This window comes from Methylobacterium sp. TK31, from assembly GCF_055361545.1.
This window is the reverse complement of sequence record NZ_CM143964.1, coordinates 4,672,540-4,695,730: the sequence shown is the minus strand read 5'-3', so window position 1 is coordinate 4,695,730 and position 23,191 is coordinate 4,672,540. Positions and strand designations below refer to the sequence as shown.

At 70.7% G+C, this 23,191-nt stretch carries 26 protein-coding genes; 17 read left to right on the top strand and 9 right to left on the bottom strand.

The window, feature by feature from the left end; genetic code table 11:
• Positions 1 to 51: 51 nt before the first annotated feature.
• From ACXJY8_RS21930 to ACXJY8_RS21910, 5 genes are all read left to right on the top strand, one after another.
• On the top strand, positions 52 to 540 hold the full coding sequence (locus ACXJY8_RS21930; protein ID WP_463773718.1) for an Lrp/AsnC family transcriptional regulator: 489 nt from the start codon (positions 52 to 54) through the stop codon (positions 538 to 540).
• Positions 541 to 964: 424 nt separating this feature from the next.
• On the top strand, positions 965 to 1,870 hold the full coding sequence (locus tag ACXJY8_RS21925; protein WP_463773714.1) for a TIGR02285 family protein: 906 nt from the start codon (positions 965 to 967) through the stop codon (positions 1,868 to 1,870).
• A 107-nt stretch (positions 1,871 to 1,977) separates the two neighbouring features.
• Positions 1,978 to 3,294, top strand: coding sequence for a sensor domain-containing diguanylate cyclase (locus tag ACXJY8_RS21920; RefSeq protein ID WP_463773710.1), 1,317 nt, complete (start codon positions 1,978 to 1,980; stop codon positions 3,292 to 3,294).
• A 256-nt stretch (positions 3,295 to 3,550) separates the two neighbouring features.
• Complete coding sequence (locus tag ACXJY8_RS21915) at positions 3,551 to 3,880, top strand: hypothetical protein (RefSeq protein ID WP_463773707.1); 330 nt, start codon at positions 3,551 to 3,553, stop codon at positions 3,878 to 3,880.
• A 98-nt stretch (positions 3,881 to 3,978) separates the two neighbouring features.
• On the top strand, positions 3,979 to 4,338 hold the full coding sequence (locus ACXJY8_RS21910; protein WP_463773705.1) for a hypothetical protein: 360 nt from the start codon (positions 3,979 to 3,981) through the stop codon (positions 4,336 to 4,338).
• A gap of 18 nt (positions 4,339 to 4,356) precedes the next feature.
• Here ACXJY8_RS21910 and ACXJY8_RS21905 read toward each other — a convergent pair whose 3' ends face one another.
• Positions 4,357 to 5,238: an NAD(P)-dependent oxidoreductase gene (locus tag ACXJY8_RS21905; RefSeq protein WP_463773703.1), complete on the bottom strand. Its 882-nt coding sequence runs from the start codon at positions 5,236 to 5,238 to the stop codon at positions 4,357 to 4,359.
• A 30-nt stretch (positions 5,239 to 5,268) separates the two neighbouring features.
• The gene (locus ACXJY8_RS21900; RefSeq protein ID WP_463773700.1) at positions 5,269 to 6,318 is read right to left on the bottom strand and encodes an alpha/beta fold hydrolase; all 1,050 of its coding nucleotides are present in this window, start codon (positions 6,316 to 6,318) and stop codon (positions 5,269 to 5,271) included.
• Positions 6,319 to 6,518: 200 nt separating this feature from the next.
• On the opposite strand from ACXJY8_RS21900, the gene ACXJY8_RS21895 reads away from it, so the two are divergent.
• From ACXJY8_RS21895 to ACXJY8_RS21885, 3 genes are all read left to right on the top strand, one after another.
• The gene (locus ACXJY8_RS21895) at positions 6,519 to 7,886 is read left to right on the top strand and encodes an MFS transporter (RefSeq protein WP_463780903.1); all 1,368 of its coding nucleotides are present in this window, start codon (positions 6,519 to 6,521) and stop codon (positions 7,884 to 7,886) included.
• 122 nt (positions 7,887 to 8,008) lie between these two features.
• Positions 8,009 to 8,821: an SDR family NAD(P)-dependent oxidoreductase gene (locus ACXJY8_RS21890; RefSeq protein ID WP_463773696.1), complete on the top strand. Its 813-nt coding sequence runs from the start codon at positions 8,009 to 8,011 to the stop codon at positions 8,819 to 8,821.
• 87 nt (positions 8,822 to 8,908) lie between these two features.
• Entirely contained in the window at positions 8,909 to 9,967 is a 1,059-nt protein-coding gene (locus ACXJY8_RS21885) for a matrixin family metalloprotease (protein ID WP_463773694.1), read from the top strand.
• A gap of 101 nt (positions 9,968 to 10,068) precedes the next feature.
• On the opposite strand, the gene phoB is transcribed toward ACXJY8_RS21885, so the two are convergent.
• From phoB to pstS, 6 genes are all read right to left on the bottom strand, one after another.
• Entirely contained in the window at positions 10,069 to 10,773 is a 705-nt protein-coding gene (gene phoB, locus ACXJY8_RS21880) for a phosphate regulon transcriptional regulator PhoB (protein ID WP_108035295.1), read from the bottom strand.
• A gap of 29 nt (positions 10,774 to 10,802) precedes the next feature.
• Positions 10,803 to 11,528 carry a phosphate signaling complex protein PhoU gene (gene phoU / locus ACXJY8_RS21875; RefSeq protein ID WP_463773691.1) on the bottom strand — a complete coding sequence of 242 codons (726 nt, stop codon included), beginning with the start codon at positions 11,526 to 11,528 and terminating at the stop codon, positions 10,803 to 10,805.
• Positions 11,529 to 11,629: 101 nt separating this feature from the next.
• Complete coding sequence (gene pstB, locus ACXJY8_RS21870) at positions 11,630 to 12,448, bottom strand: phosphate ABC transporter ATP-binding protein PstB (RefSeq protein WP_463773688.1); 819 nt, start codon at positions 12,446 to 12,448, stop codon at positions 11,630 to 11,632.
• A 51-nt stretch (positions 12,449 to 12,499) separates the two neighbouring features.
• On the bottom strand, positions 12,500 to 13,393 hold the full coding sequence (pstA, locus tag ACXJY8_RS21865) for a phosphate ABC transporter permease PstA (RefSeq protein ID WP_463773684.1): 894 nt from the start codon (positions 13,391 to 13,393) through the stop codon (positions 12,500 to 12,502).
• Between the two features lie 51 nt (positions 13,394 to 13,444).
• On the bottom strand, positions 13,445 to 14,419 hold the full coding sequence (pstC, locus tag ACXJY8_RS21860; protein WP_463773682.1) for a phosphate ABC transporter permease subunit PstC: 975 nt from the start codon (positions 14,417 to 14,419) through the stop codon (positions 13,445 to 13,447).
• A gap of 266 nt (positions 14,420 to 14,685) precedes the next feature.
• Positions 14,686 to 15,723, bottom strand: coding sequence for a phosphate ABC transporter substrate-binding protein PstS (pstS, locus tag ACXJY8_RS21855; protein ID WP_463773680.1), 1,038 nt, complete (start codon positions 15,721 to 15,723; stop codon positions 14,686 to 14,688).
• A gap of 346 nt (positions 15,724 to 16,069) precedes the next feature.
• Here pstS and ACXJY8_RS21850 point away from each other — a divergent pair, with 346 nt between their 5' ends.
• Both ACXJY8_RS21850 and dut read left to right on the top strand, forming a co-directional pair.
• The gene (locus ACXJY8_RS21850; protein WP_463773678.1) at positions 16,070 to 16,957 is read left to right on the top strand and encodes an HpcH/HpaI aldolase/citrate lyase family protein; all 888 of its coding nucleotides are present in this window, start codon (positions 16,070 to 16,072) and stop codon (positions 16,955 to 16,957) included.
• A complete protein-coding gene (gene dut, locus ACXJY8_RS21845) occupies positions 16,954 to 17,445 on the top strand; it encodes a dUTP diphosphatase (protein ID WP_463773676.1) in 492 nt (163 codons plus the stop codon). The genes ACXJY8_RS21850 and dut overlap by 4 nt, the downstream gene beginning before the upstream one ends.
• Before the next feature lie 10 nt (positions 17,446 to 17,455).
• Here the strand turns inward: dut and ACXJY8_RS21840 are convergent, their stop codons facing one another.
• Positions 17,456 to 17,662, bottom strand: coding sequence for a DUF3606 domain-containing protein (locus tag ACXJY8_RS21840; RefSeq protein ID WP_463773674.1), 207 nt, complete (start codon positions 17,660 to 17,662; stop codon positions 17,456 to 17,458).
• Positions 17,663 to 17,858: 196 nt separating this feature from the next.
• On the opposite strand from ACXJY8_RS21840, the gene motA reads away from it, so the two are divergent.
• The 7 genes from motA (at position 17,859) to ACXJY8_RS21805 (ending at position 23,051) form a co-directional block, all read left to right on the top strand.
• Complete coding sequence (gene motA, locus ACXJY8_RS21835; RefSeq protein ID WP_463773671.1) at positions 17,859 to 18,731, top strand: flagellar motor stator protein MotA; 873 nt, start codon at positions 17,859 to 17,861, stop codon at positions 18,729 to 18,731.
• A gap of 2 nt (positions 18,732 to 18,733) precedes the next feature.
• Positions 18,734 to 19,666, top strand: a complete 933-nt coding sequence (locus tag ACXJY8_RS21830; protein ID WP_463773669.1) for a flagellar motor switch protein FliM — start codon at positions 18,734 to 18,736, stop codon at positions 19,664 to 19,666.
• On the top strand, positions 19,650 to 19,970 hold the full coding sequence (locus ACXJY8_RS21825) for a hypothetical protein (RefSeq protein WP_463773666.1): 321 nt from the start codon (positions 19,650 to 19,652) through the stop codon (positions 19,968 to 19,970). Before ACXJY8_RS21830 ends, ACXJY8_RS21825 begins: the two co-directional genes overlap by 17 nt.
• Before the next feature lie 106 nt (positions 19,971 to 20,076).
• The gene (gene fliN, locus ACXJY8_RS21820) at positions 20,077 to 20,460 is read left to right on the top strand and encodes a flagellar motor switch protein FliN (RefSeq protein ID WP_463773661.1); all 384 of its coding nucleotides are present in this window, start codon (positions 20,077 to 20,079) and stop codon (positions 20,458 to 20,460) included.
• Positions 20,441 to 21,508 carry a flagellar motor switch protein FliG gene (locus ACXJY8_RS21815; RefSeq protein WP_463773657.1) on the top strand — a complete coding sequence of 356 codons (1,068 nt, stop codon included), beginning with the start codon at positions 20,441 to 20,443 and terminating at the stop codon, positions 21,506 to 21,508. Before fliN ends, ACXJY8_RS21815 begins: the two co-directional genes overlap by 20 nt.
• A 26-nt stretch (positions 21,509 to 21,534) precedes the next feature.
• Complete coding sequence (gene flhB, locus ACXJY8_RS21810) at positions 21,535 to 22,596, top strand: flagellar biosynthesis protein FlhB (RefSeq protein WP_463773655.1); 1,062 nt, start codon at positions 21,535 to 21,537, stop codon at positions 22,594 to 22,596.
• Entirely contained in the window at positions 22,596 to 23,051 is a 456-nt protein-coding gene (locus tag ACXJY8_RS21805; protein ID WP_463773652.1) for a BspJ family T4SS effector nucleomodulin, read from the top strand. Before flhB ends, ACXJY8_RS21805 begins: the two co-directional genes overlap by 1 nt.
• Positions 23,052 to 23,191 lie beyond the last annotated feature (140 nt).

The following is a 23,191-nucleotide window of genomic DNA, read 5'->3' as shown; positions in this document are numbered from 1 at the left end:
AGCGGGACAATCGGAAGAACATGCCGCGTTCTACCGGCTCGGGGACAGATCATGCCGCCACGATCGATCACGCTGGATGACGCCTCCCTGCGCATCCTCGAACGCCTGCAACGGGACAGCGAGATCAGCGTCGCCGAGCTGGCCCAGGAGGTCGGGCTCTCGACCTCGCCGTGCTGGCGCCGGATCAACGACCTGAAGGCCAGCGGCGTCATCCAACGCTCCGTCGCGGTGGCCGATCCGATCGCCCTCGGGCTGACGGTCAACGTCTTCGTCCACGTCACGCTGGAGAAGCAGACCCAGACCACACTCAAGGCCTTCGACGAGGCGGTGCGCCACCGTCCCGAGGTGATGGAGTGTTACCTGATGAGCGGCGAGGCCGACTACATGCTGCGCGTCGTGGTGGAGGATCTGGGCCAGTTCCAGAAGCTCGTGCTCGATTACCTCACCCGGATCCCCGGGGTCGCGAGCATCCGCTCCAGCTTCGCCCTGGGACAGGTGAAGTACACGACCGCCCTGCCGCTCGGCCATCTTCGGCGCTGAGGGAGCCTCCGTCTTCGACAGCACGAAACCGTGGACGCGGACATCCCACGTGTCTTCGCAGACCAGGCCATCATACCGGACAGATCGCAAGACTTCTCGACACACGAAGCAATCCGCTAAACATCTCGGAATCAAAATCTGCCCAAAAAAACCAATTGCATTTCAGCCTTTCGCCGGAAGATCGACCTTCGAACATCATGCTTGCCCGAGCCGACTTACGATTGCCTATTGTCATACCATTGCACAGAACGTTCTCCTGCGCCTCGGTTAACCTGTCATTGAGCCTTGCGGTGGCATGAGTCGGGAGATTTGCAACCGGATCGCCGACCATGCCGCAAGGCTTTCACCGCCACCGCTTCCGACAGGGCCGTCCCGCCGTCGGTGCGCTGAGCCGCCCGGCCACGGCGGCGGACTGGCCGTAGCGATGGCCCGCTCCCTTCGACGCCCGCGGTCTCGCCTCCGCCTCACGGCCCTCGCCGGATGCGTCGGGCTGGCCCTCGCGGCGCGCGCACGCGCGGGCGAGGCGGACGCACCGGCCCCGGCGAGCCGGCAAGCCCCCCGGCAGATCACCTGGACCGTCTACACGGCCGCCCCCTACATGATCACCGAGGGCCCCGAAGCCGATACCGGGATCTCGGATCGGGTTCGGCAGCTCCTGATGACGCACCTCGACGACTACGCGCACCAGACGATCACCGTGCCGTTTCCCCGCGCGATCAGCGGCATGAAGCAGGGCGCGGCGTGGTGCTTCGTGGGCGGCGTCCGGACGCCGGAGCGCGAGGCCTTCGCGTATTTCTCCCGGCCCACGGGCCTGTTCTATCCCCTGCGCATCGTGGTCCGCGAGGACGCGCGCGCCCGCTTCGACGCCCTCTCGCCGCTCTCGCTGCGGAGCTTGCTCACGGAGCATCCGGAGCTCCGCACCAGCGTCCTGCGCAACCGGTCGATGGGGCCGGCCATCGACCCGATCCTGCGGGAGGCCGGCGCGCCGCAGCTGCATTCCGAGTTCGACGAGGCCTTCCGCATGTTCCAGAACGGACGCCTCGACTACGTGATCGAGTACGCCGACATCGCGGCCTACTACGCCCGGGCGCTGGGCGAGCCCCGGCCCTGGATCGGGCTGCCCATGACCGAGAATCCGGCTCCGGTCTTCAGCCGGGTGATGTGCGCGCGCACGCCCTGGGGGCGGGCCGTCATCGACCGGATCGACGCGATCCTGGCGGAGGTCCGCCCCACGGACGCGTTCCGGCAGATCGTCGAGGCGTGGTCCGCGCCGGAGGACCGCGCCACCCTCCGGGCGGTCTACGATTCGTCCTTCCTCTCCAGCGAGTAGGGTCGCCGATGCGCCGATCGCCGTTCCGTCGATGGAGGGCCGCGCCCGCCGGTCCGCCCGCGGGCGTCGAAGTCCCGATCCCCAGCCGCGCCCTCGCGACCCGCCTGATGCGGATCATCTTCGGCTGCTACATCGTGGTGGCGGTGGCCCTCACGGGGGTCCAGATGGCGATCGAGTACCGCCGCGCCAGCGATCGCCTGCAGGAGGACCTGTCCGCCATGGAGCGGACCTTCAGCCCCGGGATCGAGGACGCGCTGTGGCGCTTCAACGCCGCCGTGCTCACCGGCATCCTGACCGGCATGACGGAGCTGCCCGCCGTGCTCGGCGTCGAGGTGCGCGACGAGAGCGGCCGGCGCGTCCAAGCCCTCGGGACCGTGACCGGGCCGGACGGCAGCGCCGTGCGGGTGGCGCGCGACGGCGGCGAGACCCCGGTCGACCCCGGCTACGGCCGGCCCATCAGCCGCACCTTCGCCCTGGTCCACACCGAGCGCGACGGCCAGCGCTATCCGACCGGCGCGTGGACGCTCCACTCGAACGACGCCATCGCCATCGACCGGGTCAAGAACACCCTGATCGTGATCCTGATCAACTCGGCGCTGAAGTCGCTGGTGCTCGGGCTGATCTTCTTCATGGTGATCCGCCACATGGTCGGCCGGCCCCTGGCGCAGATCAGCCGCTTCCTGGCGCATCTCGACGCCGATACCCTGGGCGCGCGGCCCCTGAAGCTGACGGCGGGGGGACGCCACGAACTGCATGCGCTGGCGACCACGCTCAACACGATGGTCCGGCGCCTGCGCCGCGCCTTCGAGGAGAATGCCCGGCTGATGCAGGACCTGCGCGAGATGAACGCCTCGCTGCAGGTCCGCGTCGCCGAGCGCACGCGTGACCTCGAGCGCCTCGCCAACACCGATCTGCTCACCGGCCTCGACAACCGGCGCCGGCTCGACGGTGCCCTCGAGGCCGCGGCGGAGGCGGCCCAGGCGCAGGGCGCGCCGCTCTGCGTGATCCTGGCCGACGTCGACCACTTCAAGGCGATCAACGACCGCCACGGCCACAAGGTCGGCGACCGGGTGCTCGTCGCCCTCGCGGCGGTCCTGGCGGAGGGCGTGCGGCCCGCCGACACCCTCGGCCGCTGGGGCGGCGAGGAGTTCATGATCGTCTGCCCGGGGACCGGCCTCGACGCCGCCATCGCCCTCGCCGAGCGCCTGCGCCAGCGCCTGGCGGCGACGCCCCTGCCCGTCGCCGGCGCGCGCACCTGCTCCTTCGGGGTCGCGGAGTTCCGGCCCGGCGAGACCAGCGACAGCCTGGTGACCCGGGCCGATGCCGCGCTCTACCGCAGCAAGCACAACGGCCGGAACCAGGTCACGGCGCAGGCGACCGACCGCGTGGTCGGGACGGGCATCATGGCCCGCGGCGCCGCCTGACGGCGCCGGCGCCCCGCCACCGCGGCCCCTCGCCGCGCGGGCCCGGCCGAGGCGAAACAAAGCGATCCGGCGGCGGTTATCGACTCGGCGGTGGCAGCCTGCGGAAGACCCGACGGGGTCGGGCACGCCCCGATCCCGCCCGACGATCCCCGCGGCGCGGTCTCCGGCCAAGCCGATTCCGTCACGCCAGCCGTCCCGTGATCCTTGGATCCCGTGATCCATGCCATCCTGTGATCCCCCGCCCCGGAGCCCCGCGATGTCCGATACCCGCAAGCCGTCCGACGCCCCCGCCCGCCCGAACCTGCGCGACTTCGACCCCTACACCGATCGTAACGGCCAGGATCTGGGCCAGGACGAGGCCCGGGACGTCGGATTGCCGGACCGCCTGCAGCACACGCTGCAATCGGACCCGGGCGGCGAGGCGGAAGCGGCCCGGATCGCCTCCGACTTCCCGCGCCGGGATGCCGTCTCGGGCGGATCGATCGCCAGCGTCGAGGCGGTCGAGGCGGCGACCCCGCCGGAGAATCTGCGCCACATCTCGGACCCGAGCCCGAAGCCGAAGGGCGACGCCTCCGACCGGTCCTGAGCCCGCGTCGCGCGCCTGCGTCGCTGGGCGGCGGCGAACGGGCGAGGCCATGGCGCGTTGCCCCCTCGACCGATACGCGCCCCGACACGGAGCCCCCGATGACCTTGCGATCTGAAACGCCGCCCGCCCCGGGCAACCTCGCGGTCGAGACGCCGCCCGATTCCGACCGGCCCACCACCGCCATGCTGAAGGCGGACATCGACAGCGGCCGGACCGGCGACAAGGTCGCCCATTACGATCCCGGCCTGTCGCAGCTCGGCACCGACGACGAGGCGGCGGGCAACGCGCCCTCGCATGAGCGCATCGCCCTCGCCCGCAGGACCGAGGCGGCGCCGCCGAAGGCGCGGGAGGCCGCCAAGCCCGAGAACGGCAGCGGCTGGATCATGCCGCTGTTCATCGGCGTCGTCGCCCTGGTCCCGGTGGTGGTCGGTGTGTCGCTGTTCGTCTTCGCCCGCTGAGCCGGCGGGCGCGGGAGGTCAGGTCGTCCGGCCGCGCCGGCGGGCCACTTCCGCCAGGGCGGCGAGGTCCTTGTCGGCGTCGCCGTGGTCGATCGCCTCGATGAGGTTGTCGCGCAGCACGCTGGCGAAGGGCATCGGCACGCCGGCCGCCCCGGCGGCGGCGAGCGCCAGACCGACGTCCTTGGCGCCGAGCTTGAGGTTGAAGCCCGGCGGCTCGTAGCGCCGGGCGGCGATGAGGCCGCCGTAGTTCTTGTAGACCGGCGAGGCGAACAGCGTGCTGGTCAGGAGGTCGAGGAGATCGGCCCCCGCCACCCCGTGCCCCTCGGCCAGGGCCGCCGCCTCCCCCATCGCCTCGATCGCCGCGATCAGCATGAAGTTGCCCGCGAGCTTGACGGCGTTGGCACGGTGCGGCGCGGGCCCGAAGCCCCAGGTTCGGGCGCCCATGGCGTCGAGGAGCGGCTGGGCCCGGGCGATCGCCTCCGGGTCGCCGGCCGCCACGATGTTCAGGGCCCCGGCCTCGGCGACGTCCGGGCGTCCGAAGACCGGAGCGGCGATGTAGGGCACGCCGGCGCGGTGGTGGATGGCGGCGAGATCCTGCGCCAGGGCCACCGAGATCGTGCTCATCGAGAGGTGCAGGCCCGGGCGGGTGCCGCCGTCGAGGAGGCCGCCCTCGACGATCACGGCCCGCAGGGCCGCGTCGTCCGCCAGCATGGTCACCGCCGCGTCCCCCGCGAAGGCCTCGGCGGCGCTCGCCACCGGCGTCACCCCCGCGAGCCCCTCCGCCGCGCCCGGCGAGCGGTTCCAGACCCGGACCCGGTGCCCGGCCCGGACCAGGCTGGCGGCCATGCCGCGGCCCATCCGGCCGAGGCCGATCACGCCGACATCGAGGCTCTGACTCATGACGTATCTCCCGTTGCGGTGGCCCGGCGCTCAGTGACCGTCGAGGAATTCGAGCGTCAGGGCGTTGAATCGGTCCGTCGCTTCCATGTGGACGAGGTGGCCGATGCCCGGCAGCACCACGGCGCGGCCGCTCGGCATCTGGCCGGCCAGCGTCCGCGCATGCTCGGCGTTGCGCCCCATTCCGGCCCGCAGGGCCTCCGGCGCGAAGGGCTTGCCGGGGGCGTTGTGGTCGTTCTCGCCCATGACGAAGAGCGTCGGGACGGCGATCAGCGGGATCTCGTGCACCACCGGCTGGCCCCAGATCGCCTGGTAGGAATTGACGAAGGACTGCAGCCAGCGCGGATACTCGCCCGACCCCTTCACGCGCTCGCGCAGCGACACGAAGGGCTCGATGGCCGAGGCCGGCAGCGACAGGGCGTAGTTGGTCATGAGCTGGCGGCGGTAGGATTCCGCCGTGGCGTCGCCCTCCAGGCGCAGCAGGGTGGCGTCGGAGACCGGCGGCACCGTGAACCGGTAATCCTCCAGGCCGATCGGCGCCTCGAGGACGAGGCTGTTGACCCGCGTCGGGGCATTGCGCGCGAGGCGCACCGCCAGCATGCCGCCCATGGAATGCGCCACCACGTCGACCCGCGCCAGGCTCAGGGAATCGAGCAGCGCCACGGTGTCGGCCGCCATGGCGTCGAAGGTGTAGGGCCCGACGGGTTTCGCCGACTTGCCGAAGCCGAGCTGGTCGACCGCCACCGCGCGGTAGCCCGCACGGCTGAGCGCCTGGATCACCGGCTGCCAGTAGCTCGACGGGAAATTGCGGCCGTGCAGGAGCAGGACGGTGCGCCCGTTCGCCTGCCCCTCCGCCGGCACGTCCATGTAGGCGAGGCGCTGGCGCTCGCCGTCGCGCATCCGCTCCAGGAAGAAGACCGGGTAGGGATAGGCGAAGCCCTCGAGCCCGATGCCGAGGGGCGTCGCCTCCGCGGCGGCGGAAGTCTGGGCGGCCGGCTGGGCAATGGCGGGCGCCAGGGACACAGGCATCAGGGACATCTGGGCCGCCAGCACGAGGGCGGAGATCTTGAGAAGCGCGTCCATCTGAGTTCCCGGCAGCGGCGCGCAGCGGGGCGCGTCCGCCGTGACATAGGGCGGATCCGAGCCGAGCACCGCCCGGCCGAGGTGACAAAGGACACCTCGGAACGCGCCGCCCCTTGCGAAACCCGGCGCCGCGTCCCAGGGGTCCGTCCATGACGAAGGATGCCCCAAGCGCCGAAGCGAAGCCCCCGACGGAGGGCGGGATGGATGGCGGGACGGACGGGTTGCCGGTGCGCGAGCGCATGCTGGCGCTGCTCGCGATCGGCCTCGCCATGACCATGGCGGTGCTCGACGGGGCCATCGTCAACGTCGCCCTGCCGGTGATGGCCAAGGACCTCGCGGTCGAGCCCTCCGCGGCGATCTTCGTGACCAACAGCTTCCAGATCGCGGTGACGGCCTCGCTACTGCCGCTGGCCTCGCTCGGCGACATCCTCGGCTACCGCCGGGTCTACCTGACCGGGCTCGTCCTGTTCACGGCGGCCTCCGTGGCCTGCGCCTTCGCTCCCAGCCTCGACTGGCTGGTGGCGGCGCGGATCGCGCAGGGGCTGGGCGCGGCCGGGATCATGAGCGTGAACATCGCCCTGGTGCGCTTCATCTATCCCCACCGGCTGATCGGGCGCGGCGTCGGCAACGTCGCCCTCGTGGTGGCGATGGCCTCCGCCGCGGGGCCGACGGTGGCGGCCGCCATCCTCTCCGTGGCGACCTGGCCCTGGCTGTTCCTCGTCAACCTGCCGGTGGGCCTGATCGCCCTCACGGTGGGGGCCCGCACCCTGCCGGTGACGCCCCGCAGCGGCGGGCGCTTCGACATCCGCAGCGCCGTCCTCAACGCCCTCACCTTCGGGCTCCTCATCATCGGCGTCGACGGGCTCGGCGACCCGGCGAGCCGGGGCGTGGCGCTGGCCGAGATCGGCGCGGCGGTGGCGGTGGGGGCGGTCTTCGTCTGGACCCAGACCCGGATGGCGCGGCCGCTCCTGCCGGTCGACCTCCTGCGGATCCCCGCCTTCGCCCTGTCGATGGTGAGCTCGATCGCCTCCTTCGGCGCGCAGATGATGGCCTACGTCGCCCTGCCCTTCTATTTCCAGGACGTGCTGCGCCTGTCCGAGACGCAGACCGGCTTCCTGATGACGCCCTGGCCCATCGCGATCGCCCTGATGGCCCCGATCTCCGGGCGCCTCGCCGACCGCTACGCGCCGGGCCTCCTCGGCGGCGCCGGCCTCGGCCTGATGGCCTGCGGCCTGACGGCGGTCGCCCTGCTGCCGCCGGGCGCGTCCCACCTCGACATCGCCTGGCGCCTGACCCTGTGCGGCCTCGGCTTCGGGCTGTTCCAGTCGCCCAACAACAAGGTCATCATCACGAGCGCCCCGCGCGAGCGCAGCGGCGGGGCGAGCGGCATGCAGTCGACCGCCCGCCTCACCGGCCAGTCCTTCGGCGCCGCCCTGGTGGCGGTGATCTTCGGCCTGCACCAGGGCGGCGCGCCGGCCGGTCCGGTGGCCGCCACCCTGTGGTGCGCCGTCGGCCTCGCGAGCCTCGGCGCGGTGGCCAGCGTCCTGCGGCGCAGCCCGCGGGGCTGAGCGGCCGCGCCGATCGCACCAGCGCCCGTCCCGCGCGTTGAACCGGACGAAGGCCACCCGTGGCCCGGCCCGCGGGCGGGCAGAGGCCGCACGGGGGCCGGGCCCTCACGAAGGACGATCCCATGCATCTCGACCTGTCCGGCAAGCGCGCCCTCGTCAGCGGCTCCACCAGCGGAATCGGCTACGCCATTGCCAAGGCCCTGGGCGAGCTCGGGGCGAACGTGGCCATCAACGGGCGCACCCAGGACCGCGTCCGCGACGCCGTGGAGCGCCTGAAGCGCGAGACCGGCCATGCCGGCTTCATCGGGGCGCCCGGCGACGTCGCCAACCCGGACGGGGCGGCCCGGGTGGTCGCCGGACTGCCGGACGTCGACATCCTGGTGAACAACACCGGCATCTTCGAGCCGAAGCCCTTCTTCGAGATCCCGGACGAGGACTGGCACCGGTTCTTCGACACCAACGTGATGAGCGGCGTGCGCCTGTCCCGGGCCTACACCCCCGGCATGGTCGAGCGCGGCTGGGGCCGGGTGGTCTTCATCTCCAGCGAATCCGGCGTGAACATCCCGGTGGAGATGGTCCATTACGGGATGACGAAGACGGCCCAGCTCGCGGTGGCCCGGGGCCTCGCCGAGACCGTGGCGGGCAGCGGCGTCACCGTGAACAGCGTGCTGCCCGGCCCGACCCTGTCCGAGGGCGTCGCCGAGTTCATGAAGAGCATGGCCCAGGGGCAGGACGGGGGTACGGGCGGCGCGGTCGACCTCGACGCGGCCGGCCGGGCCTTCGTCGCCGAGCACCGCCCGACCTCGCTGATCGGCCGCCTCGCCACCGTCGAGGAGGTCGCCAGCATGGTCGCCTACATCTGCAGCCCCGCCGCCAGCGCCACCAGCGGGGCGGCCCTCCGGGTGGATGGCGGCGTGGTGCGCAGCATCGTGTGAGGATACGCCCCGGGGGCGGGGCCGCCGGTTAAGACATTCGTAACGCCTCCCGCCGACCCTGGCCCGCGCGGACGGGAGGAATGGCGAATGGGGGATTATGCGCTGGAGGGACCGCGCTGGGGCGCGGGCGCGGCGGGCACGGGCGGCGGCATCGTCACCTGGGCCTTCGACGGCACGATCCCGTCCTCCTTCGTCGGCATCCTCCAGAGCGCCTTCGCGGCCTGGGCGTCCTACGCCAACATCACCTTCCAGCAGGTCGCCTCCACGGCGGCGGCGCAGATCGACTTCACCCTCGGGGGCATCGACGGCCTCGGCAACACGCTCGGCTACGCGAACTACTCCTACAGCGGCCAGCGCATGCAGTCGGCGGCCGTGACCTTCGACAGCGGCGAGGGCTGGCACGCCGCCGGCGCCCGGGTGGTCAGCACCCAGAACGTCGACCTCGCGGTGGTGGCCCTGCACGAGATCGGCCACGCCCTCGGCCTCGACCACTACAACGCCAAGCCCGAGGTGATGAACGCGGTCCTGAACCCCTCCATCACCGCCCTCGGGGCGGGCGACATCGCGGGCATCCAGGCCCTCTACGGCGCTCCGGTGGTCCCGGCGGCGTCCGTGACGCCCGTCGCGAGCCCCACCGTCACCAGCCCTCCCGTCGCCAGCGCCCCGGCCGAGGGCGCCGTCACGGCGGTGTACCGGTTCTACGACACCCATACGGGCGACCATTTCTACACGACGAGCACGGCCGAGAAGGCGCAGATCCAGCAGACGCTGCCCTGGTTCAGCTACGAGGGCACGCCGTGGGCGGCCCCGGCCAAGGGCGCGGGCACCGTCGACGTGTTCCGGTTCTTCGACACCGCCTCGAACGCCCACTTCTTCACCACGAGCGTGTCGGAGCGCGACCAGGTCATCAAGACCGCCCCGACCTACAAGTACGAGGGCGTCGCCTTCGAGGCCTATGCGGATGCGGGTGCGCCGGGGAGCGTGACCCTGGAGCGCTTCTTCAACACTCAGACCGGCCAGCACCACTTCGCCGGCAATGCCGAGGAGGCCGCCGGCATCAACCACGGCGCCGCCGGCCCGGGCTGGATCGACGAGGGCAAGGCCTTCACCGTGCACCTCCCCACCGACACGATGCTTTTCGCCTAGGCGGCGGGCTCGGCTGTTCGCCTGAGGGCGGGCTTGGCCGTTCGCCTAGCGGCGGGCTTGGCCGTTCGCCTGAGGGCGGGCACGGCTCGGCGCCGGGTCGGCTACTCCGCCTCCGCCTCGAACATCTCGTCGAAGGAGTAGCCCGAGCCGCGCACGGTGCGGATCGGATCGCTCTGGCGCGGGCGGTTCAGGGCCTTGCGCAGGCGCCCGACATGGACGTCGACGGTCCGCTCGTCGATGTAGACGTCGTGGCCCCAGACCCCGTCGAGGAGCTGCTCGCGGGAGAACACCCGGCCGGGGCTCTGCATCAGGAATTCGAGGAGCTTGAACTCGGTCGGCCCGAGATGGATCTCGCGGCCCTCCCGGCGGATGCGGTGGCTGACCCGGTCGAGCTCGATGTCGCCGGCCACCAGCAGGTTGGCCACGTGGGCGGGCTTGGCCCGGCGCAGCAGGGCCCGGACCCGGGCGAGGAGCTCGGGCACCGAGAACGGCTTGACGATGTAGTCGTCCGCCCCCGTGCCGAGGCCGCGGATGCGGTCGCCCTCCTCGCCCCGCGCGGTGAGCATGATCACCGGCAGCCGCTCGGTCTCGCGCCGGGCGCGGATGCGGCGGCAGAGCTCGATCCCCGACAGGGCCGGCAGCATCCAGTCGAGCAGGACGAGGTCGGGGACCTGCTCCTGCAGGCGCAGGTCCGCCTCGTCGCCGCGGGCAGCCGAGTCGACGACGAAGCCCTCGGCCTCGAGGTTGTAGCGGAGGAGGAGGGTCAGGGCCTCCTCGTCCTCGACGATCAGGATACGCGTACTCATCGTGCGCTTTCGATCAGATCGGCGCGGGGTCAGACCGTGCCGGGCAGGTCCACGGTGGCGTAGTTGGACGCGTCGTTCTTCGGGCGCTCGCGCTCGGCCAGGAGGTTCTCGCCGGTGACGAGGTAGTGGATCGTCTCGGCGATGTTGGTGGTGTGGTCGCCGATGCGCTCGATGTTCTTGGCCACGAACAGCAGGTGCGTGCAGAACGAGATGTTGCGCGGATCCTCCATCATGTAGGTCAGGAGTTCGCGGAAGAGCGAGTTGTAGAGCGCGTCGATGGCGTCGTCGCGCTCCCAGACGTGGAGGGCCGCCTTGATGTCGCGGCCGGTATAGGCGTCGAGCACGTCCTTGAGCTGCTCCTGGACCAGGTCGCTCATGTGCTGGACGCCGATGACGATCTTCTGCGGCTGGATCTGGTCGGCGATCGCCACCACGCGCTTGGCGACGTTCTTGGCGAGGTCGCCGATGCGCTCGATGTCGTTCGAGACGCGGATCGCCGTCACCGTCTCGCGCAGGTCGATGGCCAGGGGCTGGCGCCGGGCGATGAGCAGGATCGCCCGCTCCTCGATCTCGCGCTGGAGGGTGTCGAGCCGGGCATCGGCGGCGATCACCGCCTGGGCCAGGGCCGAGTCGCGGCGCACCAGGGCCTGTCCGGCCTCGGCCATCATCTTCTCGGCGATGCCGCCCATCTCGGAGATCGAGCGGCGCAGATCCTCGAGGTCGGTGTCGTAGGAGGTGACGATGTGGTCGGGCATGGGTGTGCTCCTCGATCGGGCCTCCTGTCGGGTGCCCGCCCTGATGGTGTCTGGCGCGGGCCGGAACCGGCCCGCACGGGTCGGTTCCGACCTGCCGAGGATCAGCCGAAGCGGCCGGTGATGTAGTCCTGCGTCTGGCGCTTCTCGGGATTCATGAAGATGCGCGTCGTCGGCCCGAACTCCACCAGTTCGCCGAGATACATGAACGCGGTGAACTGCGAGATGCGCGCCGCCTGCTGCATGTTGTGCGTGACGATGACGATCGTGAATTCCGAGCGCAGCTGCTCGATCAGCTCCTCGATGCGGCCGGTGGAGATCGGGTCGAGGGCCGAGGTCGGCTCGTCGAACAGGATCACCTCGGGACGCTGGGCCACGGTGCGGGCGATGCAGAGGCGCTGCTGCTGGCCGCCGGAGAGGCCCATGCCGGACTGCTTGAGCTTGTCCTTCACCTCGTCCCAGAGGGCGGCCTTGCGGAGCGATTCCTCGACGCGCACGTCGAGGTCGGCCTTGGGCAGCTTCTCGTAGAGGCGCAGGCCGAAGGCGACGTTGTCGTAGATCGACATCGGGAACGGGGTCGGCTTCTGGAACACCATGCCGATGCGCGAGCGCAGCTCGTTGAGGTCGACCCGGGAATCCAGGACGTTCTGGCCGTCGAGGAGGATCTCGCCCTCCGCGCGCTGCTCCGGATACAGGCTGTAGATCCGGTTGAAGGTGCGCAGCAGGGTCGACTTCCCGCAGCCCGACGGGCCGATCAGCGCCGTGACCTGGCGGTCGTGGAAGTTGAGGTTCACCGACTTCAGGCCATGGAAGCTGCCATAGTAGAAGTTCAGGTCCTTCACGGCGATGCGGACCGGAGAGGTCTCGTCGGCCTTGTGGCGTCCGGTGAGCTGCGCGGACGTGATCCCGGGGGCGGCGTTCATCGGTTCAAGATCCTGTCGGTCGGAAGGCGGGGGATTGCGGCGCGCCGGAGGTCAGCGCGAGCGCTCGGACTTGATGACGAAGCGGGCCACGATCGACAGGGCGAGGATCGTGACGGTGATCAGCAGGGCGCCGGCCCAGGCCAGCTGCTGCCAGTTCGGGTAGGGCGAGAGCGCGAACTGGTAGATCATCACGGGCAAGTTCGGGATGCCGCCCATCAGGTTGCCGCCGAACCAGCTGTTGTTGTTCAGCGCGGTGAAGAGCAGCGGCGCGGTCTCGCCGGCGATGCGGGCGAGCGCCAGGATGATGCCGGTGACGATGCCGGCGCTGGCGCCGCGCCAGGTGATGCTCTTGATCACGATGGAGGGCGGGGCGCCCAGCGCCGCGCCGGCCTCGCGCAGGGTCGCGGGCACGAGGCGCAGCATGTCCTCGGTGGTGCGCACGATGACCGGGGTGGCGATGATGGCGAGCGCCACCGCGCCGGCCCAGCCGGAATAGGAGCCCATCGGGCGCACCATCAGCGTGTAGACGAACAGGCCGATCAGGATCGAGGGCGCCGAGAGCAGGATGTCGTTGAGGAAGCGGATGACGTCGGCGAGCTTCGAGTTGCGGCCGTACTCCGCCAGGAAGGTGCCGGCCATCACGCCGACCGGGGTCGCCACCAGGATGCCCAGGAGGGTCATCACCAGGCTGCCGAGGATCGCGTTGGCGATGCCGCCGCCCTCGGAGCCGGGGCCCGGCGTCGGCTCGGTGAAGAGGGTGGGCGAGAAGCCCTTGATGCCCTCGACCACCAGCATGAACAGGATCGAGCCGAGGACGACGATGCCGACCAGGGTCGCGAGGGTGCTGGCCAGGATCAGGGTCTTGTCGGCGATCCGGCGGCTGGAGCGGATTCGGCTGATCCGGGCCGGCGGGGCGGTGGTGGCGAGGGGGTTGGCAGCGTCCATGACGGGTTCCTGACGTCTCGGAGAACGGGGGGAGGCTTCAGGCGATCGGCCTCACGCGACCTTGGCGCGGCGGGTGAGGATGCGGGCGATGATCAGGACGAAGAAGGTGATGACGAAGAGGATGCAGCCCAGCGCCATCAGCGAATTCAGCTGCAGGCCGTCGGCCTCGTTGAACTCGTTGGCGATGCGCGAGGCGATGGTGGAGCCCGGGTCGAAGACCGAGCCCGAGAGCCGGTTGGCGTTGCCGATGACGAAGGTCACCGCCATGGTCTCGCCCAGCGCCCGGCCGAGGCCGAGCATGATCGCGCCGATGATGGAGACCGAGGCCTGGGGCACGAGGACGTAGCGCACCACCTCCCAGGTGGTGCAGCCGATGCCGTAGGCGCTCTCGCGCAGCACGGTCGGGATCTGGTCGAGCATGTCGCGGGTGATCGAGGCCACGAAGGGCACGATCATGATCGCCAGGATGATGCCGGCGGTGAGGATGCCGACGCCCGAGGGGACGCGGGCGTAGAACAGGGTGCCGACGATGGGCATGCCCTCGACCAGGTTCGAGACCGGCACCTGCACGAAGCGGGCGAAGAGCGGCGCGAACACGAACAGGCCCCACATGCCGTAGATGATGCTCGGCACGGAGGCGAGGAGCTCGATGGTCATCGAGACCGGCTTGCGCGCCCAGCCGGGGCAGAGCTGCGTCAGGTAGACGGCGATGCCCAGCGAGAGCGGCACGCCGATGAGCAGGGCGAGGACCGCCGAGGCCAGGGTGCCGACGATGGCCACGAGGGCGCCGTACTGCTCCTGCCCGATGTTCCAGGCGCTGGAGGTGATGAAGCCGAAGCCGAATTCCGCGAAGGCCGGCCAGGCGCCGTAGGCGATGGAGCCCAGGATGCCGGCGAGCACGAACAGGACCAGGAGCGCCGCGCCGTAGGAGGCCGCGCGGAAGAGCGAGTCGCCGAGGCCGCCGGGCTTCTTCCGGGCCGAAGCGCGGTCGCGCGTCAGGGCGATCTGGTCAGTCAAGGCGGCCATCCGAATGTCTTCTCTTCACCGGGCGGCGTCCTACCCCGCGCCGGGCGCCGGCGCGAGAGGGGACCACCGGATCGTTGCCAAGGGAATCGCCAAGGGCGTTGCAAAGGGAATCGCCAAGGGCGTTGCAAAGGGAATCGCCAAGGGCGTTGCCAAGCGGCTTGGCGGGGGGAGCCCGGCGCCGCGGGGCCGGGCTCGTCTGTCGCGGAGCGTGAGGGCGCGGTGGCTCGCCCCCGGGGTCTCGCGGGCCGGGGCCCGCGAGGTCCGGCTCACATGTTGAGGACGGGCTTGCCGTCCTTGCCCTTGATCTCCTTCCACGCGTCGTGGATCTGGCCGACGACGGCGTCGGGCAGCGGCACGTAGTCGAGGTCGGTGGCGAGCTTGTCGCCGTTCTTGTAGGCCCAGTCGAAGAACTTCAGCACGTCGGCGGTCTTGGCCGGGTCGACCGGGTCCTTGTGGACCAGGATGAAGGTCGCGGCGGTGATCGGCCAGGCGCCCTCACCGGCCTGGTCGGTCAGCGAGATGCCGAAGCCGGGGGCGGACTTCCAGTCGGCGCTGGCGGCGGCGGCCTGGAAGGCCTTGTCGTCGGGCTGCGGGAACTTGCCGGCCTTGTTCTGGATCAGGGTGTGGCTGAGCTTGTTCTGCTTGGCGTAGGCCGACTCGACGTAGCCGATGGCGTTGGGGACCTGCTTGACGGTGGCGGTGACGCCCTCGTTGCCCTTGCCGCCCTGGCCCACGGGCCAGCTCACCGTGGTGGCCGCGCCGAACTCCTTCTTCCAGGCCTCGGAGGCCTGGGAGAGGTAGGTGGTGAAGATGTTGGTCGTGCCGGAGGCGTCCGAGCGGTAGACCGGGGTGATGTTGGCGTCGGGGAGCTTCAGGCCCTCGTTGAGCTTGGCGATCTTGGCGTCCGACCACTTGGCGATCTTGCCGGCATAGATCTCGGCGATGAGCTCGCCGGTGAGCTTCAGCTTGCCCGGCTCGACGCCCGGGATGTTCACCACGGTGACGACGCCGCCCATGACGGTGGGGAACTGGACGAGGCCGTCCTTCTCCAGGGCGGGGCCCTTCAGCGGCGCGTCGGTGGCGCCGAAATCGACGGTCTTGGCCTGGATCTGCTTGATGCCGCCGCCCGAGCCGATCGACTGGTAGTTCAGGCCCATGCCGCTGTCCTTGCGGTAGGCCTCGGCCCACTTGGAGTAGACCGGGAAGGGGAACGTCGCGCCGGCTCCGGTGATGTCGGCCGCCTGGGCGGGCGCGAGGGTGGCGAGGCCGAGGCCCGCGAGGGCGGCGAGGGTCGTGAATTTCATGTGCTGGTCTCCTGGGGGAGCGTGCAGCGGCCCGGGAACGAGGTCCCGAGCCGTTGTGCACTGCGCCATACGGTCGCTTGGACAAAGGCGGTATGACGATTGCGCGACAGTTCGATGACAGACGCCCCCGGCGGGGCGGACGGGCTGCGATCCGGGCATTTTACCGGGGATGGCCGGACGCGAACCGGCGCACCGCCCGGCCCGCGACCACGCCTTGAATCGCGCTACGCGGGAGGCTATCGCCGAATCCGCGGATCGAGTCGGCCCGGACGGGAGCGAACCGGCCTCGCCCGCCGGGTGCGGTCGCACGGCGCCCGATCCCCGACCGCCAGCCAAGGGATGCGCCATGACCGAGATCCGCCCGCGCCGCAGCGTCCTGGCGATGCCGGGGTCGAACCCGCGGCTGCTGGAGAAGGCCCGCACGCTCCCCGCCGACGTGGTGATGATCGACCTCGAGGACGGGGTGGCGCCCGAGACCCGGGCCGCCACGCGGGAGGCGGTCGCCCGGGCGGTGTCCGAGGGCGGCTTCGGCCCGCGCGAGGTCGTGGTCCGGATCAACGCCCTGGAGACGCCCTACGGCGAGGCCGACCTCGCCGCCATCGCGCCGGCCGGGCCCGACGCCATCGTGGTGCCGAAGGTGACGGGCGCCGATGCCCTGGTGGCGGTGGGCTCGCGCCTGCGCCGCCTCGGCGCGCCGGACCGGACCCGGACCTGGGCGATGATCGAGAGCCCGATGGCGATCCTGCACCTCGCCGACATCGCGAGCTCGGCCCGGGACGTCGACACCCGCCTCGCCTGCCTGATGGTCGGGCCGAACGACCTCGCCAAGGCCAGCCGGCTGCGCCTGGGCGTGCCGGGCCGGCCGGCCCTGATGCCCTGGCTGATGAGCGTGATCGCGGCCGCCCGCGCCTACGAGATCGACGTGATCGACGGCATCTACAACGATTTTCGCGATGCGACGGGCTTCGCGGCCGAGTGCGCGCAGGGGCGCGATTGCGGCTTCGACGGCAAGATGCTGATCCACCCCGACCAGATCGCCCCGGCCAACGCCGCCTTCGGTCCGGGCGCGGACGAGGTCGCCTGGGCCCGGCGCATCCTGGCCGCCTTCGCCGAGCCGGAGAACCGCGCCCGGGGCGTCATCGGCCTCGACGGCCGGATGGTGGAGCGCCTGCACGCGGCCGAGGCCGCCCGCACCGTCGCCCTGGCCGACGCCATCGCGGCCCGGCCCGCGTGAACCCCGACCTCGCCGTCGAGATCCGCCTCCTCGACGCGCGCCTCTCCGGCTGGGGCTTTCCCCGCTGGGGCTCGGCCCAGGCCGCGGGCCTCGACCTCCATGCCTGCCTGGACGCGACCCTGGAGCTGGCGCCGCAGGGGCCGCCGGCCCTGATCCCGGCCGGCTTCGGCCTGGCGATCCGCGACCCGGCCTGGTGCGGCCTCGTCTTCCCGCGCTCCGGCCTCGGCCATCGCGAGGGCCTCGTCCTCGGCAACGGCACCGGCGTGATCGACGCCGACTACGAGGGCCCGCTGATGATCTCGGCCTGGAACCGCAACCCGGACGGGCCCGGCCTGCGCATCGAGCCCGGCGACCGCATCGCCCAGCTCGTCTTCAGCCGCGTGACCCGGCCGGCACTCACCATCCGCGACGCCTCAGGCGCGGGGGAATCCTCCGGAGAGCCCGGCACGCGCGGCAGCGGCGGCTTCGGCTCGACCGGACGGCGCTGACGGGGCGCCCTCAGACGATGCCGCTGCCCTCGAAGGGCCAGGGCCGGCCGAGCTGCGCGGCCACCTTCGCGGGATCGTGGCCCACCGCCGCCACGGCGGCCTCGACCTCCTCGCGCGGCACCTCGAAGCGGCGGGCCCAGTAGGCTAGGGTCCAGGGCTCGGAGACGTTGACGGTGGCGGGCTCGTGGTCGTTGCCGGAGGTCGGGGGGCTGCTCATGGCGGGTCTCGCGGAGGGATCGGTCCCTCCCTAACGCGCGGGCCGGCCGCCGGTGCGATTCTGCCGCGCGCCGACCGACCCGCCCGAAGCCCGCTGTCCTGCCGGCCCCGCGCGAGCGATCCTGCCAGCCCCGCGCAAGCGATCCTGCGTAGGTCCGCTGCATCGGATTTCTCACCCCCATCGGAGGCGTAGAGCCTTGGGCGTTCTGATCGGCCTCGTCATCGCAATCGGCTGCATGCTCGGCGGCTTCGTCGCCATGGGCGGCCACCTCGTCGTGCTCTGGCAGCCCTGGGAGTTCGTCATCATCGGGGGGATGGGGGCGGGCACCTTCGTGATGGCCAACCCGATGAAGACGGTGGTGGATTCGGGCAAGGCGAGCATGGACGCCCTCACCGGCAAGGTGCCCAAGCGCAAGGACTACCTGGCGATCCTCGGCCTGCTGCACGCCCTGATGCGCGAGCTGAAGACCAAGCCCCGCAACGAGGTCGAGCCGCATCTCGACGACCCGGCCAATTCCGAGATCTTCAAGGCCTATCCGGACGTCGCCAAGAACGCCGACCTCGTGCTCTTCATCTGCGACTACGCCCGCCTGATCCTGATCGGCAACGCCCGCGCCCACGAGATCGAGGCGCTGATGGACGAGGAGATCAGCGGCTACCGCAAGGACCGCCTCAAGCCCTACGGCGCCGTGACCACGGTGGCCGAGGCGATGCCGGCGCTCGGCATCGTGGCGGCGGTGCTCGGCATCGTGAAGGCGATGGGCGCCCTCGACCAGTCGCCCCAGATCCTCGGCGGCCTCATCGGCGCCGCACTCGTGGGGACATTCTTCGGGGTGTTCATGTCCTACGGCGTGCTGGCCCCCTTCGCGATCAAGATCAAGACCATCCGCGAGAAGCAGAACCACGTCTACGTCATCGTCAAGCAGACCCTGATCGCCTACATGGGCGGGGCGGTGCCGCAGATCGCCGTCGAGCATGGCCGCAAGGGCATCTCGTTGGGCGACCGGCCCACCATCGACGAGGTCGAGAACGCCACCGTCAACGGCGGCGCACAGCGCGAGGCCGCCTGAGTATGGATTCCTCCGCCGGGAACGCCGCCGACATCCGGGCGCGCCTGATCGAGGCCGGGGGCCTGTCCCTCGACCGCATGCCGATGCTGAGCGTGGTGTTCGACCGCCTCACCTCGGCCTGCTCGGACAACCTCAAGCCCCTCGTCGCCTCGCCGGTCTACTTCGCCTTTCACGGCTTCGGCAGCGGCCGCTTCGGCGAGATGCTCGACGCCTACGAGAACAACGCAGTGGCGGGCATCTTCCACGCCCCCGAATGGGACAGCCACATCCTCGTCGGCCTCGACCGGGACTTCCTCTTCACCCTGCTGGAGGCCCTCTTCGGCGCCGACGGGGCCGAGCCGCCGGTGGAGGACGAGCGCGCCTTCTCGGGTCTCGAGATCCGGCTGGCCCAGACCATCCTCGAACAGGTCGGCAAGGCCCTGGAATCCTCGTTCTCCCTCGTCTCCGCGACGCCGTTCCGGCTGGAGCGGACCGAGACCCGGATGGAATTCGCGGTGATCGGCGGGCGCAACAACAAGGCCGTGGAGGCCAAGTTCACGATCCAGGCGCTGAACCGCGGCGGCGAGATGTTCCTCATCCTGCCCCAGTCGGTGATCAACCCGATGCGCCCGGCCCTCTCGAAGGTGCTCACCGGCGACACCGCCGCGCGCGACCCGAAATGGACGCAGCAGATCGCCAGCGAGGTGCAGAAGGCGGAGGTGACCCTGCGGGCGGTGCTCGAGGAGCGCCTGCTGACGCTGGGCGAGATCGCCGACCTGAAGGTCGGCCAGATCATCGGCCTGGACGCGACGCCCACGACGCGGGTGAAGCTCGAGGGCAACGACCGGCCGCTGTTCTGGTGCCACATGGGCCAGGCCCAGGGCTCCTACGTGCTGCGGGTCGACGAGGCCATCGCACAGGACAAGGAAGGCAGGGCCGATGACACCGTGGGTTGACACCATCCTCCTCGTGGCCCTCGTGGCGACGAGCGCCTGCGTGGTGCCGATGTACCTCAAGCTGAAGCGCCTCGACCGGACCCAGGCCGAGTACGGCCGCATCCTGACCCAGTCCGGCCACGCCCTGGCCCAGGCGGGCGACGCGGTGCGCAATTTCAGCACCGAGGGCCGCGCGATCCTGGAGGACCTCGACGAGCGCCTGGGCGAGGCCCGCCAGATCCTGGCGGAGCTGGAGGCCGTCCGGCGCGGTCCCGCGGCCACAGGCGGCACGCAAGTGGCCGCGCACGGCACGCAGGGCCGCTAATGCGCGCCGATCCGCTTGCGCCCCGGCCGACTTTCCCCGATCCTTTCCCCTCCGCTGCCAGCCGACTCTCCCCTGACCTTCGATTGCAGCCCCTGACGAGCGGACGATGAGCAACAGCCCCTTCGACGACGCGGACCTCTCCGCCGCCCCCGCCGCCGCGGTATTCCCGACCGTCTCCCCCGTCGGGGCCGGGCCGGAGGTGGCGGACGCGCGCATCGGCGACGGCCGCAACCTCGATTCGATCCTGCGCATCCCGGTGCTGATCCAGGTGGTGCTCGGCTCGGCGACGATGCCGGTGGCCAACCTGATGAAGCTCGGGCGCGGCGCCATCGTGCCCCTCGACCACCGGGTTGGCGAGCCCGTCGACGTCACGGTCAACGGCCGGGTCGTGGCCCGGGGCGAGATCGTGGTGGTGGAGGAGGACAATTCCCGCTTCGGCGTCTCCCTGACCGAGATCGTCGGTCCGGCCGATGCCGGCCAGAACGGCTGAGGACGAACCCGTGGCGAGCGTGCCGATCCCCCACCGGACGCAGGGTGTCCACCGGCACCTCAACCCCGTGGACGAGGTCGCGGCCCTGCTGCTCGCCATGGGCAAGCCCGCGGCCGGACGCCTGCTGAAGTATTTCGAACCCGAGGAGATCAAGCGCATCACGCGCTCGGCGACCCAGCTCGGCACCGTCAGCGCCCACCAGCTCGACGACATCGTCGAGATGTTCTCCCACGAATTCGCCGCCGACGGCCGCCTCGTCGGCACGGCCTCGGAGGTGGAGAAGCTGCTCACCGGCCTGCTGCCCGCCGACCAGATCGCCGAGATCCTGGCCGATGTCCGGGGCGATGCCACGCGCTCGGTCTGGGAGCGCCTGGCCACGGTGCCCGAGGGCGTGATCGCGAGCTACCTCGTCAAGGAGCACCCGCAGACGGCGGCCCTGGTCCTGTCGCGCCTCAAGCCCGCGGCGGCCGCCAAGGTGATGGCCCACCTGCCCCAGCCGACCCGCAACACCGTGATGCGGCGGATGCTGAGCTTCAAGCCGGTCGGCGACAGCGTGATCGAGCTGATCGAGCGCGCCCTGCACGAGGACCTGCTCGCCAACGGCGCGCGCAATTCCGGGGCCGACACCCACGCCAAGATGGCCGACATCATCAACAAGATGGAGCGCACCCAGATCGACGAGGTGCTGACCAGCCTGTCCGAGTCGCGCCCGAAATCGGTGGAGATCCTGAAGGGGCTGCTCTTCACCTTCGACGACATCGTCAAGCTGCAGCCCCGGGCCCGCACGACCCTGTTCGACGCCGTGCCGAACGACCGCTTGGTCCTGGCCCTCAAGGGCACCGACGCGGAGTTCCGGGGCGTCATCCTGAGCGCGCTCTCCGCCCGCGTGCGCCGCATGGTCGAGCACGAGCTGAACGGCGGCGAGCCGGCGGCCCAGAAGGACGTCACCGAGGCGCGCCGCAGCATCACCGACCTCGCCCTGGAGATGGCCGGGCGCGGCGAGCTGGAGATCAATTCCGGGGGCGAGGTCGAGGCCCTCGTCCGCTAGGGACGGCGGCCTGACCCGGCTTCGCGATGTCAGACGAGGATCAGGAGAGCAAGACCGAAGCCGCCTCCGAGCGGAAGATCCGCGAGGCGCTCGACAAGGGCGACGTCCCGTTCTCCCGGGAGGCCCCGATCTTCGCCTCGATCCTCGGCCTGCTCATCGCCCTGAGCTTCGTGGTGCGCGACGCGGTCGGGCCGCTGCTCCAGTCCCTCGCGCCCTTCCTCGACCATCCCCGAGACTTCGCCCTGGAGAACAATCAGGACGTCGCCCGGATCTTGGAAGGAACTGCGCTGGCCGCCGCGCGCTTTCTGATTCCGGTCGTGCTGATCCTCGGCCTCTGCGGCCTCGTCTCCGCCCTCGTCCAGAACGTGCCGAGCCTCGTGGGCGAACGCATCCGCCCGCAATGGTCGCGCGTCTCGCCGATGGCGGGCTGGGGACGAATCTTCGGAAAAGCGGGTCAGGTCGAGTTCCTGAAATCGGTCCTTAAATTTTTAAGCATCAGTCTCGTCTGCCTGCTGCTCCTGCGCTCGGAGGGCAGCAAAGCCGTGAGTGCCATGTTCTCCGACCCGAGCCAGATCCCGGATCTCATCCTCACCGTCTCGATCCGGCTCATCTCGGTCGTCTGCATCGCCACCATCGTCATCGTGGCGGCGGACCTCGTCTGGTCGCGCCTGCGCTGGCAGCGCTCCCTGCGGATGTCGAAGCAGGACCTCAAGGACGAGCACAAGCAGACCGAGGGCGATCCGCTGGTGAAGGGCCGCCTGCGCTCCCTGGCGCAGGACCGCTCCCGCAAGCGCATGCTGGCCAACGTGAAGCAGGCTACCGTGGTCATCGCCAATCCGACCCACTACGCCATCGCGCTCCGGTATGCGCGGGACGAGCAGCCCGCTCCCCTGGTCCTCGCCAAGGGGAAGGATCTGGTGGCGCTGCGAATCCGAGAAATCGCCGAGGCCAACGGCATCGCGGTCGTGGAAGACAAGCCTCTGGCAAGGTCCCTGTACGACAGTGTCGAGGTGGACCAGATGATTCCCGCGGAGTTCTACAGCGCAGTGGCTCAGATCCTGTTCTTCCTGTTCTCGAAGGCCCGCTGATGTCCGAGGCGTTCTCCTCCTCTTCCGATGCCGTTTCGACGGATGTTCCGGACGTGCTCGCCGATGCCGAGCGCGTCTTCGCCAACGCGATCCGGGACTTCATCGCCGAACTCTGCCTCCTCGACGGCGGCATCCTGATCGGCTGGGTGCAGGCGGCCCGCCACGGCAACATCGCCGATCTCGTCGCCTCCTCCGCAGAGCCCTACTTCAAGGAGGCCACCATCGCGTATGCGGACGGGGCCGACGTGCGCTTCGACTGGGGCCGCTCGCTCACCGTGGTGCTCGACATGGAATTCGTCACCGAGCCCGTGACGGTGTTCTTCAAGCTCATCCTCGACGGCGTCTATGTGGGCGTCGCGATCCAGCGCATCCTGGCCGACCAGGGGCCGGATTTCTGCCTGAACGGCTTCGAGAGCGCGCTGGCCGACGCCCGCCTGAGCCGCGCCGCCGCCTGATCCGCGCGGCTTCCCGAGCGGGGCGCCGTCACGCGACGCGCAGTGCCGCGACGGTTTGCGGCCGCCCGAAATGCGTGATCACATCCGCGTGTGCTGCGAACGTCATTGACGGCACCGGCGATGCCCGACATTGCTGAATG

What these genes read in the sequence shown, in the direction of transcription:
- ACXJY8_RS21930 (WP_463773718.1), top strand. Translation starts at nt 52, where the DNA reads ATGCCGCCACGATCGATCACGCTGGATGACGCCTCCCTGCGCATCCTC.
- ACXJY8_RS21925 (WP_463773714.1), top strand. Translation starts at nt 965, where the DNA reads ATGGCCCGCTCCCTTCGACGCCCGCGGTCTCGCCTCCGCCTCACGGCC.
- ACXJY8_RS21920 (WP_463773710.1), top strand. Translation starts at nt 1,978, where the DNA reads ATGCGGATCATCTTCGGCTGCTACATCGTGGTGGCGGTGGCCCTCACG.
- ACXJY8_RS21915 (WP_463773707.1), top strand. Translation starts at nt 3,551, where the DNA reads ATGTCCGATACCCGCAAGCCGTCCGACGCCCCCGCCCGCCCGAACCTG.
- ACXJY8_RS21910 (WP_463773705.1), top strand. Translation starts at nt 3,979, where the DNA reads ATGACCTTGCGATCTGAAACGCCGCCCGCCCCGGGCAACCTCGCGGTC.
- ACXJY8_RS21905 (WP_463773703.1), bottom strand. Translation starts at nt 5,238, where the DNA reads ATGAGTCAGAGCCTCGATGTCGGCGTGATCGGCCTCGGCCGGATGGGC.
- ACXJY8_RS21900 (WP_463773700.1), bottom strand. Translation starts at nt 6,318, where the DNA reads ATGGACGCGCTTCTCAAGATCTCCGCCCTCGTGCTGGCGGCCCAGATG.
- ACXJY8_RS21895 (WP_463780903.1), top strand. Translation starts at nt 6,519, where the DNA reads ATGGATGGCGGGACGGACGGGTTGCCGGTGCGCGAGCGCATGCTGGCG.
- ACXJY8_RS21890 (WP_463773696.1), top strand. Translation starts at nt 8,009, where the DNA reads ATGCATCTCGACCTGTCCGGCAAGCGCGCCCTCGTCAGCGGCTCCACC.
- ACXJY8_RS21885 (WP_463773694.1), top strand. Translation starts at nt 8,909, where the DNA reads ATGGGGGATTATGCGCTGGAGGGACCGCGCTGGGGCGCGGGCGCGGCG.
- phoB (WP_108035295.1), bottom strand. Translation starts at nt 10,773, where the DNA reads ATGAGTACGCGTATCCTGATCGTCGAGGACGAGGAGGCCCTGACCCTC.
- phoU (WP_463773691.1), bottom strand. Translation starts at nt 11,528, where the DNA reads ATGCCCGACCACATCGTCACCTCCTACGACACCGACCTCGAGGATCTG.
- pstB (WP_463773688.1), bottom strand. Translation starts at nt 12,448, where the DNA reads ATGAACGCCGCCCCCGGGATCACGTCCGCGCAGCTCACCGGACGCCAC.
- pstA (WP_463773684.1), bottom strand. Translation starts at nt 13,393, where the DNA reads ATGGACGCTGCCAACCCCCTCGCCACCACCGCCCCGCCGGCCCGGATC.
- pstC (WP_463773682.1), bottom strand. Translation starts at nt 14,419, where the DNA reads ATGGCCGCCTTGACTGACCAGATCGCCCTGACGCGCGACCGCGCTTCG.
- pstS (WP_463773680.1), bottom strand. Translation starts at nt 15,723, where the DNA reads ATGAAATTCACGACCCTCGCCGCCCTCGCGGGCCTCGGCCTCGCCACC.
- ACXJY8_RS21850 (WP_463773678.1), top strand. Translation starts at nt 16,070, where the DNA reads ATGACCGAGATCCGCCCGCGCCGCAGCGTCCTGGCGATGCCGGGGTCG.
- ACXJY8_RS21840 (WP_463773674.1), bottom strand. Translation starts at nt 17,662, where the DNA reads ATGAGCAGCCCCCCGACCTCCGGCAACGACCACGAGCCCGCCACCGTC.
- ACXJY8_RS21830 (WP_463773669.1), top strand. Translation starts at nt 18,734, where the DNA reads ATGGATTCCTCCGCCGGGAACGCCGCCGACATCCGGGCGCGCCTGATC.
- ACXJY8_RS21825 (WP_463773666.1), top strand. Translation starts at nt 19,650, where the DNA reads ATGACACCGTGGGTTGACACCATCCTCCTCGTGGCCCTCGTGGCGACG.
- fliN (WP_463773661.1), top strand. Translation starts at nt 20,077, where the DNA reads ATGAGCAACAGCCCCTTCGACGACGCGGACCTCTCCGCCGCCCCCGCC.
- ACXJY8_RS21815 (WP_463773657.1), top strand. Translation starts at nt 20,441, where the DNA reads ATGCCGGCCAGAACGGCTGAGGACGAACCCGTGGCGAGCGTGCCGATC.
- flhB (WP_463773655.1), top strand. Translation starts at nt 21,535, where the DNA reads ATGTCAGACGAGGATCAGGAGAGCAAGACCGAAGCCGCCTCCGAGCGG.
- ACXJY8_RS21805 (WP_463773652.1), top strand. Translation starts at nt 22,596, where the DNA reads ATGTCCGAGGCGTTCTCCTCCTCTTCCGATGCCGTTTCGACGGATGTT.